Raw genomic sequence first — 14074 nt, 5'->3', positions numbered from 1 at the left:
GTCCCAACGGGCTCGCGGCCGTTTTCGTTTCTATGTCTCGACGAGGCCCGTCGTGTCGCCGGAAACGGCGTGGCCGCGCCCACGCGGCAGCGCGAGGTAGTCGCGCGAGCGCATCTCGTGCAGGCGCGACGCGGTCCGGGCGAATTCGAAAGCCTCCGTTCCGCTCTCCCCGCCGAACAACTCGTCCGGCTCGACGGCCGCCGAGGCGAAGAGCTTCACGTGGCGCTCATAGAGCACGTCGATCAGGTTGATGAACCGCTTCGCCTCGTTGCGCTGTTCCCAGCTCAGTTGCGGGATGCCGTCCACGAGAACCGTGTGGTAGGCGCGGGCGATCGCGATGTAGTCGGCGGCACCGAGCGGGCGCCGGCACAGATCCGCGAAATCGAACCGCGCCACGCCCATCGCCTGGGCGGGCACTTCCACGGGATGGCCCTGCACGGTCAGGGTGGCGGGCTTCGGCCTGACGCCGCCCGTCAGGCGGGCGAACAGTCCATCGAGCTCCGCCCTGGACCGCTCGTCGGCGGGCGTGAAGTAGACCGGCGTCTCGCCGATCTTCTCCATGCGGAAATCGGTTCGCGACGCGAGTTCGCGCACCGCCATCCGCTCCTCCACGAGCGAGATGAAGGGCAGGAAGAGCGCGCGGTTCAGGCCGTCCCTGTAGAGATCCGCAGGCGGAACGTTCGACGTGGCCACGACCACGATCCCGGCTTCGAACATCGCCTTGAAGAGCCTGGAGAGGATCATCGCATCGGCGATGTCCGTCACGGCGAACTCGTCGAAGCAGAGGACCCAGGCTTCCTTCGCGAGCGCCGCCGCCACGGGCCGGATCGGGTCGTCCCCTTCCACCTCGCCCCGCTTCAGCTTCTGGCGCCAGTCGTGGATGCGCGCATGCACCTCCGCCATGTAGGCGTGGAAATGGGTGCGACGCTTCGCCGGGATGGTGAGGCTCTCGTAGAAGAGGTCCATCAACATCGTCTTGCCGCGGCCGACAGAGCCCCAGAGATAGAGGCCGCGCGGCAGCGGCTCGGCCTTCTGGCCGAACAGCCATCCCAGCGAGCTCGACTTCCGGGCGAGGCGCCGGCTGTTGAGCGTGGCGCTCAGGCGATCGAGCGCCCGCACGACCTCGCGCTGAGCGGGATCGCTCTCGATCGAGCCAGAAGAGACAAGGGAGTCGTAGCGGGCCGCGACCGCGCCCGATGCGAGAGGTAGTGTCATGGAAGGTCCCGGATCGGATTAGCTTCCCCCACGCCGCGGCGCAAACCCGCCCGATGCGACAAACGGGATCTCGCTCCCCGAATGCGGATGTGCGGAAGCGCACATGCAAGAGCTGCAGAGCTCCATATCTCAGCTCCATCAGCGAAGCGCGAAGCGCATAGCTCGCGTGGCCCTTTGGAGATGACGATGCGGAGAGTTGTCTTAGCCTTCGGGGTGGCCTTGATGCTCGCCCCGGCGGCAGCCTCGGCGCAGAGCGCAGCCGAGAACTTCAGCTACAAGGCCCCGTCCGGCATGTTCGGCGAAGGCACGGCCAAGTGGCAGATGTACAAGTTCATGCACGAGGACCGGGAACGCCGCGAGGCGCTTCAGCGCGACAACAATCTCGCCACCGGCTCGGTCGCCAAGGGACGCCCCGCACAGGGCACCGCCATCAACGACGAGCAGGTCGCCCGTCCCGGCGAACGCGGCGCCCGTCGCACCCGCTGAACGAGATCGGTCCGCCGCCCCCCGGACCGTACCCGGGGCCTCGGTCAACGCGACAGCGTGAGCGGGGCCCCGGATTTTGCCAGAACGCCCGTGAGCTCGCCGCCCGCTCCCCTAAGCCGCGCCGCAACCGCTCCGCCGGGCTGATAGAGATAGACCTCCCCTTCCCGGTAATCCCAGGCCGTCACCCGTCCGAGGTCCTTGTTCGTGCATCCGCTCGAAGACGCCTTGTAGAGGTCGAGCGAGGGCGAACTGGAGAGGCTGATCCGGCAATTGGCGCCCGAGGCGTCCCGCACCCTGTAGGAGCCGACCGCAGCCGAGCGCCCCGCACCCGCTGACGGCGCCACGCTCGGCGAGCTCCGGGGAGCCGACGGCTCGGCCGGAACACTCGGCATCGACGGTACGTCCGCCACGACCGCGCCGGCTCCAGACCCGGGCGGAGGCGCGAGCGGCTCCGAAAAGACCGAGCCCGACGGCACCGCCTCGACGGGCGGCGGCTCGTTGGCCTGGACGGGTGCCGGGCGTGCCCGGCTGCCGCTCGGCCCGAGTTCGCCCAATCGCGCGGAGCCGCAACCCGCGACGCTGCCCGCCACCGCCAGAACGAATGCGATCTGCCCGACCCGAACCATCATGCGTGAACCGCCATCAGGGCGCCCGCGAATCCCACGGGCCCGACCCTGAGCGTGCATAGCGGATTCCGGCAAAAGCGACACTGCTGGGGACGGCCGGCTCAAATCGCCCTTGCGATCATCATCTTCTTGATTTCGGCGATCGCCTTGGCCGGGTTCAGGCCCTTCGGACAGGTATTCGAGCAATTCATGATCGTGTGGCAGCGGTAGAGCCGGAACGGATCATGGAGATCGTCCAGGCGCTCGCCCGTGGCCTCGTCACGCGAATCGGCGAGCCACCGGTACGACTGAAGCAGCGCCGCCGGGCCGAGATAGCGGTCACCGTTCCACCAGTAGCTCGGGCATGACGTCGTGCAGCAGGCGCAAAGGATGCACTCGTACAGCCCGTCGAGCTTCGAGCGCTCCTCCGGCGTCTGCCGCCACTCCTTCTCCGGCGCCGGGGTTTCGGTCTGGAGATACGGCTTGATGAGCGCGTGCTGGGCGTAGAACGTCGACAGGTCCGGCACGAGATCCTTGATCACCGGCATGTGCGGCAGCGGGTAGATCTTGATGACGTCCGACTTGCAGTCGTCGATGCCGAGCGTGCAGGCCAGGGTGTTCTCGCCCATGATGTTCATGGCGCAGGAGCCGCAGATGCCCTCGCGGCACGACCGGCGGAGCGTCAGCGTCGGATCGACCTTGTTCTTGATCCACAGAAGCGCGTCGAGGACCATCGGGCCGCAATCGTCCCGGTCGACATAGAAGGTGTCGATGGTCGGATTCTTCCCGTCATCCGGGTTCCAGCGATAGATCCGGAATTCCGTGACGCGCTTCGCGCCCTGCGGGCGAGGCCAAGTCTTGCCTTCGGTGTAGCGCGAATTCTTCGGAAGCTGAAACTGGGCCATATCAGTAAACCCGCGCCTTCGGCTCGATATAGGCGATGTCGTTGGACATCGTGTAGGTGTGGACCGGACGATAGTCGATGTTCACTTCGCGCTTGTCCTCGTCGACCCAGGACAGCGTGTGCTTCATCCAGTTCTGGTCGTCCCGATCCGGGAAGTCCTCGCGGGCATGCGCACCGCGCGATTCCTTGCGGTTCGCGGCGCTTTCCATCGTCACGACCGCCTGGACGATCAGGTTCTGGAACTCGAGCGTCTCGATCAGGTCCGAGTTCCAGACGAGCGAGCGGTCGGTGACGCGGATGTCGTCGGACCCTCTCCAGACTTCCTTGATCAGGCCCCTGCCCTCTTCCAGCACCTCGCCGGTGCGGAACACGGCGCAGTTGTTCTGCATCGTGCGCTGCATCTTGTCCCGCAGCACCGCGGTCGGCGTGCTGCCGTTCGCATAGCGCGCCCGGTCGAGCCGCGAGAGCGCCTTGTCGGCCGAATCCTTCGGCAGGTCGGGGAGCTTGCCGTTCGCCTCGACGATCTCGGCGCAGCGCAGGCCCGCCGCGCGGCCGAACACGACCAGATCGATCAGCGAGTTCGAGCCCAGCCGGTTCGCGCCGTGCACGGACACGCAGGCCGCCTCGCCGATGGCCATCAGGCCGGGCACCACATGGTCGGGATTGTTGCCCTGCAGGGTCACGACCTCGCCGTGGTAGTTCGTCTGGATGCCGCCCATGTTGTAGTGGACGGTCGGGATGACCGGGATCGGCTCCTTCGTCACGTCCACGCCCGCGAAGATCTTCGCGCTTTCCGAAATGCCGGGCAGGCGCTCGTGCAGGATCTTCGGGTCGAGATGGTCGAGATGAAGGAAGATGTGATCCTTGTCCTTGCCGACGCCGCGGCCGGCCCGGATCTCCATCGTCATCGAGCGCGAGACGACGTCGCGCGAGGCGAGGTCCTTCGCCGAAGGCGCGTAGCGCTCCATGAAGCGCTCGCCCTCGGAGTTGGTGAGGTAGCCGCCCTCGCCGCGCGAGCCCTCGGTGATCAGGCAGCCCGAGCCGTAGATGCCGGTCGGGTGGAACTGCACGAATTCCATGTCCTCGAGCGGCAGGCCGGCGCGCAGCACCATGCCGCCGCCATCGCCCGTGCAGGTATGGGCTGAGGTCGCCGAGAAATAGGCGCGTCCATAGCCGCCCGTCGCCAGGATCGTCATGGCGGCCCGGAAGCGGTGGATCTGGCCGGTCGCCATGTCGATGGTGACCACGCCCCGGCAGCGGCCCTCCTCATCGATGATGAGGTCGATGGCGAAGTACTCGATGAAGAAGTTCGTCTCGTTCTTCACCGCCTGGCCGTAGAGCGTGTGAAGCATCGCGTGGCCGGTGCGGTCGGCGGCCGCGCAGGTGCGCTGGGCGATGCCCTTGCCGAAATGCGTGGTCATGCCGCCGAAGGGGCGCTGGTAGATCTTGCCGTCCTCCGTGCGGGAGAAGGGCACGCCCCAGTGCTCGAGCTCGTAGACGGCGGCAGGCGCGTTGCGGACGAGGTACTCGATCGCATCCTGGTCGCCGAGCCAGTCCGACCCCTTGACGGTGTCGTACATGTGCCACTGCCAGGTGTCCTCGCCCATATTGGCGAGCGAGGCGGCGACGCCGCCCTGCGCGGCGACCGTGTGCGAGCGCGTGGGGAACACCTTGGTGATGCAGGCCGTACGCAGGCCGGCCTGCGAGCAGCCGACGGTGGCGCGCAGGCCGGCACCGCCCGCGCCGACGACCACGACGTCGAAGGTGTGGTCGATGATCGGGTAGGCGTCGCCGTTGATCTTCGGGGCCGCCGCCCCGTTGCCGTTCGTGGCTGAGCCGTTGGTGGCCATTGTCTTTGTTCCTAGACGGGAGGCAGCGGGACGCGGCCGAAGCTGATCTTCAGGACGGAGAAGAGGCAGGCCGCGGCGATCACCGCCGCAAAGAAGTTGTTCGCGATGATGGAGACGATCTTCCAGCCGCGATCGTGGACGTAGTCCTCGATGATGATCTGCATGCCGAGGCGCATGTGATTCGTCACGGAGATGACGCACAGCCCCAGTAGGAGCGCGACGAACGGATTGGAGACGATGCGGATCACCTCCGCATAGGGGCGCCCCGCGAGGCCCGCGATGATGATCACGAAGGCGACCACGAGCGGGATGTTCGACACCGCGGTGATGCGATGCATCCACCAGTGCTCGACCCCGTGATGGGCCGCGCCGAGTCCCTTCACGCGCGAGAGCGGGGTCCGCATGTCGACGCGGGGATTGGGCCTGTTGTCTGCCATGGTGTCGTCCTCAGCGCGTCAGCAGCGCCACGGCCCAGATGAGGACCGTGAGCGTGACCGAGCCGATCAGGGTGAAGCGCGCCAGCTGCATGCGCGTGCCGGGCTCCATGCCGTGGCCGAAGTCCCAGACGAGGTGGCGCACGCCGCCGAGCAGGTGATGCATCAGCGTCCAAGTGTAGCCGAACATGATCAGCAGGCCGATCGGGCTGCCGAAGAACCAGGATACCCGGTCATAGGCTGCCGGCCCCGACGCGACCGCGAGCAGCCAGATCGCGACGAGTACAGTGCCGAAGTAGAGGGCGGTGCCGGTGGCGCGGTGGAAGATGGACATCGCCATGGTCCAGGTCCAGCGATAGACCTGGAGATGAGGCGACAATGGCCTCGGCACCTGCCGCGCAGCCTGGGCTTTCGCGTCGGCCATCAGAAACTCCGGAGCTTCAAGTGAGAACGGGTCGAATTTGGAAGGGTTCCTAACGGAGCCCTTGGGGTGCTGCAACGCGGTAAGTGCTTGGTCGACCACATGCCAGCGCTCTCACCTCCGATTCTTTTGCACTTCATGGCAGCGCTCCCGAAAGGCGCCACCAGACGAAGGCCAGAGGCGTGATCACGAGGAGTGACGCAAAGCCGAACGCCAGGGTGAGTCGGGCCGCCTTGCGGAGCGGCACGCCCCCCAATTCGGACGCCACGACGATCGGTGGAGCCTGGTAGGGCAGGAACACGGTCGAGAAGCCGATCACCTGGATCATCACGACCGTGAGAAGCGGCATGCCGGTCGCGCCGGCGAGATCACCCGCGAGGGCGGTGTAAAGCGCCGGAGCGCCATTCGCCGTGACGGCCAGCGTCAGCGCAGTGGCGATGCCGACGAGCACGGCGAAGTTCTGCGCCACGGCCCCCGGCTCGAAGGGGGCGACGGCCAGGACCGCCCGGCCGATGGCGGCCGCGAGCCCGGTCTCGTTCACCACGGCGATCAGGCCGATCACGCCCGCGATGTAGAAGCAGATGCGCAGGTTCACCTGCGCGAAGGCTTCGGCCGGCAGTACGCCGATCCTCGGCATGATGCAGACGACGGCAGCGGCGAGGCCGATCCAGGCTGGCTGGACGTGGTGCCAGCTGTCCGTGACCCAGAGAAGCAGCGTGAGACCGAGAATCACGGCGAGACGCCGCTCCTCCGCCGACCAGGGCCGGGCCGACCCGCCCTCCCCCGCATGGCGCTGCACCCGATCGGGGAACAGCCGGCAGATGAGGACGACGAGGAGCGCGCCCTTGGCCAACGCCAGGACCGGCGCGTGCAGAAAAAGGTAGGGAAGGTAGCGCAGCTGGATGCCGTGCAGCGTCTCCGCCGCGCCCGCCATGACGAGGTTCGGCACGTTCGCGGGCAGGATGGCGGCGGACAGGATGGGGGTCGCGACCCCGACCGCCAGGACGGCCCCGTACCGGCCAAGGCTCCCCGGCTCGAGCCCCAGTTCGTCCGACAGCGCGAGCACGATCGGGACCAGGAGGGCGATCCGGCCGAGATTCGACGGCATGACGAAGGCAAGCGCGAAGGCGAGCGTGACGAGGCCGGCGATGAAGACCGGGTAGGAGCCCGAGAGCGGGCGGGCGAGCCCGCGGGCCAGGCGGGCGCCGAGCCCCGTCCGGGTCATGGCTGCCCCGACGACGAGGCCGGAGAGCACCAGCCAGAAGGCGGAGGACGCGAAGCCGGAGAAGATCGTCGCGGGGCTCGCGACCTTGGCCAAGGTGGCGGCCGCGAAGAAGGCGAGCGTCGCCACGATCTCCGGCACGAGCGCGGTCGCCCAGAGAAACAGCGTGACGGCCGCGATGCTTCCGGCAACGATCATCGACGTGTTTCGATCTTCGTCATGCGCGAAGCAATTGGACCCGCTGGCCGCGTTGTGCAATCCTGAAAGGCCGAAAACAGCCTTCGCGATCGGCGAAGCCATGCTCCATTTCGACCTCAAGGACCTCAGCCTCTTCCGCCACATCGTCGAAGCCGGCTCGATCACGGGCGGGGCCGAGCGCGCCAACCTCGCCCTCGCGGCCGCCTCGGCCCGCATCCGGGGCATGGAGGAGGACCTCGGGGCCGCGCTCCTGCTGCGCAGCCGCAACGGCGTCACGCCCACGGCCGCAGGTCGCATGCTGCTGCAGCATGCCCGCATCATGCTGGCCCAGGCGGAGCGCTTGCGGGAGGATCTCGGCGCCTTCGCGGGCGGGAGCGCGGGCGAGATCCGCCTCCTGTCCAACACCAACGCGATCCTGGAATTCCTGCCGGACGCGCTCGGAGCCTTCCTGTCCGCCCATCCCCGGATGTCGGTCGTGCTGGAGGAGCGCCTCTCCGACGAGATCGTCGGCCTGGTCGCAGAGGGCGTGGCGGATATCGGGATCGTGGCCGGGACGGTGCAGACCGGCGGGCTCGAGACATTTCCGTTCCGGTCCGATCGCTTCGTCGTGGTGACGGGCCCGTCTCACCCGCTGGCACGCCGCGACAGCGTCGCCTTCGCCGAGGTGCTCGAGCACGATCTCGTGGGCCTGGATCGGTCCAGCGCCCTGCAGCGCTTCCTGTCCGCGAAGGCCGCCGCGCTCGGCCAGACGATCCGGCTGCGGGTCCAATTGCGGAGCTTCGACGGCGTCTGCCGCCTGGTCGAGGCGGGCGTCGGGATCGGCATCATCCCCGAGACAACGGCACGGCGGGCGCAGAAATCCTCCCGGATCAGCATCGTGGCGCTGGCGGATTCTTGGGCGGCGCGCGATCTCACCATCTGCGTGAGGAGCTATGCGGCCCTTCCACCCTCGGCGAAGAAGCTGGTCGACCACCTCCGCACCGCGCCGAAGCACGGCGACTGAGCCGCCGTGGGCGGGGGCAGATCGCGCAGGCTGGAGAAGTCCCTAAACACCTATGAGCCTTCAGCGTTCGCCCTAAGGATCAACACGAATTGCGCATTCGTTTGAAGAGGTGTCGATTCCACCCTGTCCTATGACGGGATAGGGAGGACGAAGATGAATAGGCTCTCTTCTCTTGTCCTTATCGGGGCCTGCGCTGCACTGACGAGCACTGTCCTTGCCCAGGATGCCAGCAAGTCCGTCTCGGCTGCGTACGGGAAGTGGGATGCCGCGTTCAACAAGGCGGACCCGAAGGCGGTGGCTGCCGCCTATTCCAAGGACGCGCTGATCCTCCCGCCCTCGCACGAGGTGCTCGAGGGCCAGCCGGGAGCGGAGAAGTTCTTCTCGGGCCTGTTCTCGTCGGGAGTGACCGACCACAAGCTCGACCTGATACGGGCGGTCGATGCCGGCGACATCGTGGTCGCCACGGCGAAATGGTCCGCCAAGGCCAAGGACCAGAAGGCAGGCGGCATGCGACCCATGTGTTCCGGAAGGCGCCGGACGGATCGCTCGTGCTGATCCTCCACACCTTCAACTGAGCAGCCGAGCCGAAGGAAGCCCCCGTCGGCGCTGGCTGCCGGGGGACCGGGCTCCACCCCGGCGATCACCTTCGCGCGAGGAAGGCGCGGCGGACCGTTGCATGGCGGCCGGGCAGACCCCACACGGCCGGTATGTACAAGGAATCCCGATTGACCCGCCTCGCCTTCACCGCGGCCGCCCTTCTCGCCACGTCCGGATGGGCCGCCGCAGCGGACCTGACCGTGCGCGTGACCGGCATTGCCGATGCCGCCGGTGCGATCCGCGTTGCGGCCTGCACGGAGGCCGAGTTCCTGAAGACCTGCCGCCTCGTCGCCTCCGCCCCGGCCAAGGCGGGCAGCCTCGACGTGCGGATCGGCGCCGTGCCTCCCGGTCCTTATGCCATCCAGGCCTTCCACGACCGCAACGGCGACGGGAAGCTGGCGACCAACATGCTCGGCATCCCGAGCGAGCCGTTCGGCTTCAGCCGCGCGCCGTCCATGAATTTCGGCCCGCCCGCCTTCGCGGATGCCGTCGTGGAGGTCGACGCCCGCGTGGTGATCGTCCCGGTCGCGCTGCGATCGTGAAGACCGGCCCTGCACGGGCGCCGAGGGGCGACTGAACCCTGGCGCTCGAGCGCTGCAATCGGAGAACAAGAGGCCCGCCGACGACCTCAAGGACACCCTCTCGACGGCCGCCATCTTCGCCCCATGACTTTGGCGACATGGTTACCAACTCGGTAACGTTTCGAACGCTACTCCTTGTGACTGTCGAATCGAATCGTCACAGGGGGTATCGTGAAGAGAGTTCTTTTGGCCGGTGTCGCGCTCCTTGCAGTGACCTCGGCCGCTTCGGCGGCTGACCTTGCGCTCCGCGGCGGGTACGGGCCGGAAGTCATGCCTTCCTACAACTGGACGGGCTTCTATGCTGGCGTCCAGGGCGGCGGAGTTGCAGGCGGGGATTTCCGCTTCCGTGATGCGACCCCGGGCGTCGTTGCCCCGATCTCGGGAGAGGCCTCGGTCGGAGGCTTCGTCGTCGGCGGCACGGTCGGCTACAACTGGCAGTGGGGCAGCTTCGTCCTCGGCATCGAGGGCGACCTCGCCTATTCGGATTTCGGCACCCGGCAGAGCATCGGGGCCCCCGGTTTCGGAACCGCTTTCGCCGAAGGAAAGGCCGAAGGCTTCCTTGGGACCGCGACCGGCCGCCTGGGCTATGCCTGGGACCGCCTCCTCGTCTACGCAAAGGGCGGCTACGCCTATCTGGGCGACGCGGTGTACCGCAGCGGCGCGACGGGCGTCCCCACATTCTCGCGCTCGACGGACCTGGACGGCTGGACGGTTGGCGGCGGCCTCGAATACGCGGTCACAAACAATGTGAGCGCCAAGATCGAGTACCAGTACATGCAGTTCAACCGCAGGACGATCAACTTCGCGACGGCTCCGGCCGTCCTGCCGATCTCGGCTGAACTCGACGCTCACCTCGTGAAGGCGGGCCTGAACTGGAACTTCAATTCCTTCATGGGCCTCTGATCCAGCAGCAAACTCCGGAAGAACCAAGTGGCCGCAGCAGACATGCTGCGGCCTATTTTCTTCCTGGCATCCAGGCCGATCGGGCGGCAATCGCTGCGAGTGGGAGAGAGCATCCGCGTGGGGGCCATGTGGCCATCGGGTGGCTGGCGTCCTATTCAGCGGCGACCGAGCCACTCCAAGGAACAGCCACTTGGCCGACCTGTCGCTTCCCGACCTCTATCGTGGCTATATCGCGTGCCTCAACGCGCAGGACTGGGCGAGGCTCGGGGAGTTCGTCGACGAGAAGGTCGAGCACAATGGCCGGCGGTTCGGGCTGTCCGGCTATCGCGACATGCTCGTGAATGATTTCGAGACGATCCCGGACCTTCGCTTCAACATCGATTTCCTGGTCTGCGAACCGCCGCGCATCGCGGCCCGTCTCCTGTTCGACTGCTCACCCAAGGGCGAATTCCTTGGCCTGAGGGTGGACGGACGCAGGATCCACTTCGCGGAAAACGTCTTCTACGAGTTCCGGAACGGAAAGATCGTGTCGGTCTGGTCGGTGATCGACAAGGTGGCCATCGAGGCACAGCTCGATTCCTGACCCCCTAATGATGCCCCCCGCCACCCCCCTTCTGCCATTCGCGAAATCCGTCTTCTTCGGCGCGGTCGCGGGGGCGGCCCCCTATCTGCTGTTCTCGATCCTGTTCGCGATCCTCGGTCTTCCGCGAGCCTTGACCGACCCCGGCGAGTTCCTTGCCATGCTGGCCCTGGCCGTCCTTCCCCTGGCGGTCGCGATACCTGTCGTCCTCACTGGCAGCATCATCGTCGGCCTGCCTGTGACCGCCGCCTTGAAGCGCTGGGACCAGGAGAGCGCGGCAGCCTATATCGGCACAGGGGCCGCTTCCGGGGCCGCCCTGACGCTCGTCCTTCTCTTCCTGATTGCGGCGCCGCCGGACAGCGAGTGGCTGGCCATCTTCGGGGCGCTCAGCGGCGCCGTAACCGGGCTGACCTGGTGGCTGTCCTGGCGAAAGCCGAACGTGATCTGAGGGCCTCCCGGAGAGATCAGTCGAAAGCCGTGTCGGTCCCGATCTCCGCCTGGGCGACGACGGGAGCGAGATTGGGCTCCACATTCTCGTGAGCCGGCAGCACCACCACCTTCGTGTCGAGGGGAACGCGGCCGTAGAGGTCGATGATGTCCTGGTTGAACATCCTGATGCAGCCGGAAGACACGTTCGTGCCGATCGTGTGAGGCTCGGTCGTGCCGTGGATCCGGTAGAGCGTGTCGCGCCCGTTCGCGTAGAGGTAGAGCGCACGCGGCCCGAGCGGGTTCTCGAGCCCCCCGGCCATCCCGCCGCGCCAGGGTCCGTTCTTCTCCGGCTCCCGGCGGATCATCGCGGCCGTCGGCGTCCAGCGCGGCCACTCCGCCTTCCGCTTGATCTCGGCCTTGCCGCTCCAGGCGAGGCCATCCTTCCCGACGCCGACGCCGTAGCGCATGGCCCGCCCGTTCTCCATGACGAGGTAGAGGAACTTGTTGCCCGGATCGACCACGAGGGTCCCCGGCTGTTCGCCGCGCGGGTAGGCGACCTCCTGGCGGAAATACTGCGGATCGACCTCGCTGAGGTCGGTGGCCGGAATGGGGAACTTCTCGTCCGGTCGTTCGCCGTACATGGCGAGATAGCTCGGGTGAACCTGGGGCACCGCGGCAGTCTGCACATCCGGCGCAGTCGCGACGCATCCGGCCGCCAGCATCGAGAGCATGGCGGCAAAGAGAGCCGGAAGTGGTGGGCAAGGGCGCATTGAAAGGACATCTCGCGGAGTGCGGGCGGGCGCTGGAATAACCGCGGCCGTCATGCCACGTCTATCCGTCATGGGGTAATGAGCCCCATAACCGGATGGCATGGATGGATCTAGCTCTTGCGCTTCGTGCCTTCGTCCGCACCGTCGAGCGGGGCTCGGTAACGGCCGCCGCCCGGGACCTCGCCGTCTCCCAGCCAGCCGTCAGCAAGCATCTGCGCAACCTCGAGGCCCATGTGGGGGCACGATTGCTGGAGCGCTCGGCGCGGGTGGTACGAGCGACGCCGCAGGGCCGGCGGCTCTACGACGCATGCCAACCCGCGCTGGTATCGATCGATGCCGCCCTCGAAGACAGCAAACGGGAGGCCGGCCGCATCGAAGGCCGGCTCCGGGTGCATGCCCCGACCTGCATAGGCACCCGGCACATGCATCCGATCGTGTCCGAGTTTCAGACCAACCATCCGGGTGTGGCCGTGGACCTCTTCCTGGAGGATCGGGTGGTGGACGTCGTCCACGAGGAATTCGACCTCGCCCTGCGCTACGGTCGGCCCGAGGCTCAGGACGTGGTCGTGCGCCGGCTGGGCTTCGTGCGACGGATCCTGGCCGCCGCCCCGTCCTACCTCGCGCGGGCGGGGAGGCTGGACGAGCCGCGGCAGCTCGCGGAGCTCGATTTCGTCACCGCCGTCGGGGCCCACACGCCGCGGGACGTGCTCGTCCTCCACCATGACGGCGGAACACTGGAGGTCCCGATCCGTCCGATCCTGAGGACCAACAACGCACAGGTGCTCATCACGGCTCTCTGCGAGGGCCAAGGTGTCGGGCCGGTCCAGCACCCGCTCGTGGCCGACGAGCTGGCGAGCGGGAGGCTGGTCCACGTCCTCCAGCCTTACAGCATCCGCTCGACCGAGGCGTTCCTGGCCTATCCGTCCGTCCGCTACATGCGACCGGTGGTGAGGGCGTTCACCGACTTCCTGGTGCCGCGTTTCCGCGCGATCGAGGGCATCGGCAAGACCGCGTAGCGGCCTCCCCGCCCCCGAAAGTCGGCGCTCCGTCGGGGCCCGCCGGACTACCCGCACAACCGGGCCGGCAGAGCCTTCGGGTCGGCTGTCCGTCCTAGCGACCGACCGTGCCGGGCTCGGAACCAGAGCCTGCTCCGGACAGCCCCATGGCGGCGAAGATCTCCTCCTTCTCTCGTCGAGACGGAGCGAGGCTTGCGCGCGCCTTCTCGATCACGGCGGGCGGCGCACTCTCGGGCGTGCCGGCGTTGAAGGGCGGCGCCGGCGCATATTCCATGTAGAGCTGGATCTTCTCGGCCTCTTCCTGACCGAAGAGCTCGGCCACCAGCGCGAGGCCGAAGTCGATTCCAGACGTGACGCCCCCGGCCGTGATCACGTTCCCGTCCCGAACGACCCGGCCCTGGACCGGGATAGCGCCGAACTTCTCCAGGAAGTCGTGCGAGTTCCAGTGCGTCGTAGCGCGCTTGCCCTGCAGGAGCCCCGCGGCGCCGAGCACGAGCGCTCCGGTACAGACCGAGGTGACGAACCGGGCGCCTGCAGCCTGTCGCCGGATGAAGTCCAGGGTTTCGGCATCCTGCATCAATGCGTTCACCCCAGCGCCGCCCGGGATGCAGAGAACATCGAATTGAGGCGCATCCGCAAAGGTAGAGGTGGGCTGGAGCATCAGGCCTGTCGCCGACTGAACAGGGTCCAGGCTCTTCCACACGAGGTGAACGCGAGCTCCACTGGCCGATGCAAAAACCTCGAACGGACCGGTCAGGTCGAGTTGCTGGACGCGTGGAAAACACAAGATCCCGAACTGCACGGTGAGTAGCCTCCCCTTCGTTTCTGAAGAGCAGGCTAGCTGGCGCAGACGGCATGCT

17 protein-coding genes are annotated in these 14074 nt (G+C 67.2%); 8 read left to right on the top strand and 9 right to left on the bottom strand.

All coding sequences use genetic code 11. The annotated features are described in order from the left end of the window. Window positions 1-30: 30 nt before the first annotated feature. Complete coding sequence (gene zapE, locus ACO2SS_RS22080) at window positions 31-1215, bottom strand: cell division protein ZapE (protein ID WP_423279981.1); 1185 nt, start codon at window positions 1213-1215, stop codon at window positions 31-33. A 186-nt stretch (window positions 1216-1401) separates the two neighbouring features. Here zapE and ACO2SS_RS22075 point away from each other — a divergent pair, with 186 nt between their 5' ends. Further along, a complete protein-coding gene (locus ACO2SS_RS22075) occupies window positions 1402-1701 on the top strand; it encodes a hypothetical protein (RefSeq protein ID WP_423279980.1) in 300 nt (99 codons plus the stop codon). 44 nt (window positions 1702-1745) lie between these two features. Here ACO2SS_RS22075 and ACO2SS_RS22070 read toward each other — a convergent pair whose 3' ends face one another. The 6 genes from ACO2SS_RS22070 to ACO2SS_RS22045 all read right to left on the bottom strand — a co-directional run bounded on the left by ACO2SS_RS22070 (window position 1746) and on the right by ACO2SS_RS22045 (window position 7335). Next, on the bottom strand, window positions 1746-2327 hold the full coding sequence (locus ACO2SS_RS22070) for an AprI/Inh family metalloprotease inhibitor (RefSeq protein ID WP_423280014.1): 582 nt from the start codon (window positions 2325-2327) through the stop codon (window positions 1746-1748). Window positions 2328-2428: 101 nt separating this feature from the next. Beyond that, entirely contained in the window at window positions 2429-3211 is a 783-nt protein-coding gene (locus tag ACO2SS_RS22065) for a succinate dehydrogenase iron-sulfur subunit (RefSeq protein WP_423279979.1), read from the bottom strand. Between the two features lies 1 nt (window position 3212). After that, window positions 3213-5060, bottom strand: coding sequence for a succinate dehydrogenase flavoprotein subunit (gene sdhA, locus ACO2SS_RS22060; protein ID WP_423279978.1), 1848 nt, complete (start codon window positions 5058-5060; stop codon window positions 3213-3215). 11 nt (window positions 5061-5071) lie between these two features. After that, on the bottom strand, window positions 5072-5497 hold the full coding sequence (gene sdhD / locus ACO2SS_RS22055; protein ID WP_423279977.1) for a succinate dehydrogenase, hydrophobic membrane anchor protein: 426 nt from the start codon (window positions 5495-5497) through the stop codon (window positions 5072-5074). Between the two features lie 10 nt (window positions 5498-5507). Continuing rightward, entirely contained in the window at window positions 5508-5918 is a 411-nt protein-coding gene (gene sdhC / locus ACO2SS_RS22050) for a succinate dehydrogenase, cytochrome b556 subunit (protein WP_423279976.1), read from the bottom strand. Window positions 5919-6051: 133 nt separating this feature from the next. Beyond that, entirely contained in the window at window positions 6052-7335 is a 1284-nt protein-coding gene (locus tag ACO2SS_RS22045) for an SLC13 family permease (RefSeq protein ID WP_423280013.1), read from the bottom strand. A 100-nt stretch (window positions 7336-7435) separates the two neighbouring features. Between ACO2SS_RS22045 and ACO2SS_RS22040 the strand changes: the two genes are divergently transcribed. The 6 genes from ACO2SS_RS22040 to ACO2SS_RS22015 all read left to right on the top strand — a co-directional run bounded on the left by ACO2SS_RS22040 (window position 7436) and on the right by ACO2SS_RS22015 (window position 11447). Next, complete coding sequence (locus ACO2SS_RS22040) at window positions 7436-8338, top strand: LysR substrate-binding domain-containing protein (protein WP_423279975.1); 903 nt, start codon at window positions 7436-7438, stop codon at window positions 8336-8338. 153 nt (window positions 8339-8491) lie between these two features. Then, window positions 8492-8893 (top strand): YybH family protein, encoded by a 402-nt coding sequence (locus ACO2SS_RS22035; protein WP_423279974.1) that lies wholly within the window; start codon window positions 8492-8494, stop codon window positions 8891-8893. Window positions 8894-9063: 170 nt separating this feature from the next. Then, entirely contained in the window at window positions 9064-9477 is a 414-nt protein-coding gene (locus ACO2SS_RS22030; protein WP_423279973.1) for a DUF2141 domain-containing protein, read from the top strand. A gap of 210 nt (window positions 9478-9687) precedes the next feature. Then, window positions 9688-10419, top strand: a complete 732-nt coding sequence (locus ACO2SS_RS22025) for an outer membrane protein (protein WP_423279972.1) — start codon at window positions 9688-9690, stop codon at window positions 10417-10419. A gap of 190 nt (window positions 10420-10609) precedes the next feature. Then, a complete protein-coding gene (locus ACO2SS_RS22020) occupies window positions 10610-11002 on the top strand; it encodes an ester cyclase (RefSeq protein ID WP_423279971.1) in 393 nt (130 codons plus the stop codon). A 7-nt stretch (window positions 11003-11009) separates the two neighbouring features. Continuing rightward, window positions 11010-11447, top strand: coding sequence for a hypothetical protein (locus ACO2SS_RS22015; RefSeq protein ID WP_423279970.1), 438 nt, complete (start codon window positions 11010-11012; stop codon window positions 11445-11447). A 16-nt stretch (window positions 11448-11463) separates the two neighbouring features. On the opposite strand, the gene ACO2SS_RS22010 is transcribed toward ACO2SS_RS22015, so the two are convergent. After that, the gene (locus tag ACO2SS_RS22010; RefSeq protein WP_423279969.1) at window positions 11464-12198 is read right to left on the bottom strand and encodes a L,D-transpeptidase; all 735 of its coding nucleotides are present in this window, start codon (window positions 12196-12198) and stop codon (window positions 11464-11466) included. 104 nt (window positions 12199-12302) lie between these two features. On the opposite strand from ACO2SS_RS22010, the gene ACO2SS_RS22005 reads away from it, so the two are divergent. Further along, window positions 12303-13214 carry a LysR family transcriptional regulator gene (locus ACO2SS_RS22005; RefSeq protein WP_423279968.1) on the top strand — a complete coding sequence of 304 codons (912 nt, stop codon included), beginning with the start codon at window positions 12303-12305 and terminating at the stop codon, window positions 13212-13214. Between the two features lie 94 nt (window positions 13215-13308). On the opposite strand, the gene ACO2SS_RS22000 is transcribed toward ACO2SS_RS22005, so the two are convergent. Beyond that, on the bottom strand, window positions 13309-14064 hold the full coding sequence (locus ACO2SS_RS22000; protein ID WP_423280012.1) for a DJ-1/PfpI family protein: 756 nt from the start codon (window positions 14062-14064) through the stop codon (window positions 13309-13311). Between the last annotated feature and the right edge of the window lie 10 nt (window positions 14065-14074).

Origin of the sequence: Enterovirga sp. CN4-39, assembly GCF_049446235.1 — a bacterium.
Lineage (GTDB): Bacteria > Pseudomonadota > Alphaproteobacteria > Rhizobiales > Beijerinckiaceae > Enterovirga.
This window is presented reverse-complemented; position numbering and strand designations above follow the sequence as displayed.

Bases quoted from the DNA above. Each gene is read 5' to 3' on its own strand.
- zapE (WP_423279981.1), bottom strand. From the start codon at position 1,215: ATGACACTACCTCTCGCATCGGGCGCGGTCGCGGCCCGCTACGACTCC.
- ACO2SS_RS22075 (WP_423279980.1), top strand. From the start codon at position 1,402: ATGCGGAGAGTTGTCTTAGCCTTCGGGGTGGCCTTGATGCTCGCCCCG.
- ACO2SS_RS22070 (WP_423280014.1), bottom strand. From the start codon at position 2,327: ATGGTTCGGGTCGGGCAGATCGCATTCGTTCTGGCGGTGGCGGGCAGC.
- ACO2SS_RS22065 (WP_423279979.1), bottom strand. From the start codon at position 3,211: ATGGCCCAGTTTCAGCTTCCGAAGAATTCGCGCTACACCGAAGGCAAG.
- sdhA (WP_423279978.1), bottom strand. From the start codon at position 5,060: ATGGCCACCAACGGCTCAGCCACGAACGGCAACGGGGCGGCGGCCCCG.
- sdhD (WP_423279977.1), bottom strand. From the start codon at position 5,497: ATGGCAGACAACAGGCCCAATCCCCGCGTCGACATGCGGACCCCGCTC.
- sdhC (WP_423279976.1), bottom strand. From the start codon at position 5,918: ATGGCCGACGCGAAAGCCCAGGCTGCGCGGCAGGTGCCGAGGCCATTG.
- ACO2SS_RS22045 (WP_423280013.1), bottom strand. From the start codon at position 7,335: ATGATCGTTGCCGGAAGCATCGCGGCCGTCACGCTGTTTCTCTGGGCG.
- ACO2SS_RS22040 (WP_423279975.1), top strand. From the start codon at position 7,436: ATGCTCCATTTCGACCTCAAGGACCTCAGCCTCTTCCGCCACATCGTC.
- ACO2SS_RS22035 (WP_423279974.1), top strand. From the start codon at position 8,492: ATGAATAGGCTCTCTTCTCTTGTCCTTATCGGGGCCTGCGCTGCACTG.
- ACO2SS_RS22015 (WP_423279970.1), top strand. From the start codon at position 11,010: ATGATGCCCCCCGCCACCCCCCTTCTGCCATTCGCGAAATCCGTCTTC.
- ACO2SS_RS22010 (WP_423279969.1), bottom strand. From the start codon at position 12,198: ATGCGCCCTTGCCCACCACTTCCGGCTCTCTTTGCCGCCATGCTCTCG.
- ACO2SS_RS22005 (WP_423279968.1), top strand. From the start codon at position 12,303: ATGGATCTAGCTCTTGCGCTTCGTGCCTTCGTCCGCACCGTCGAGCGG.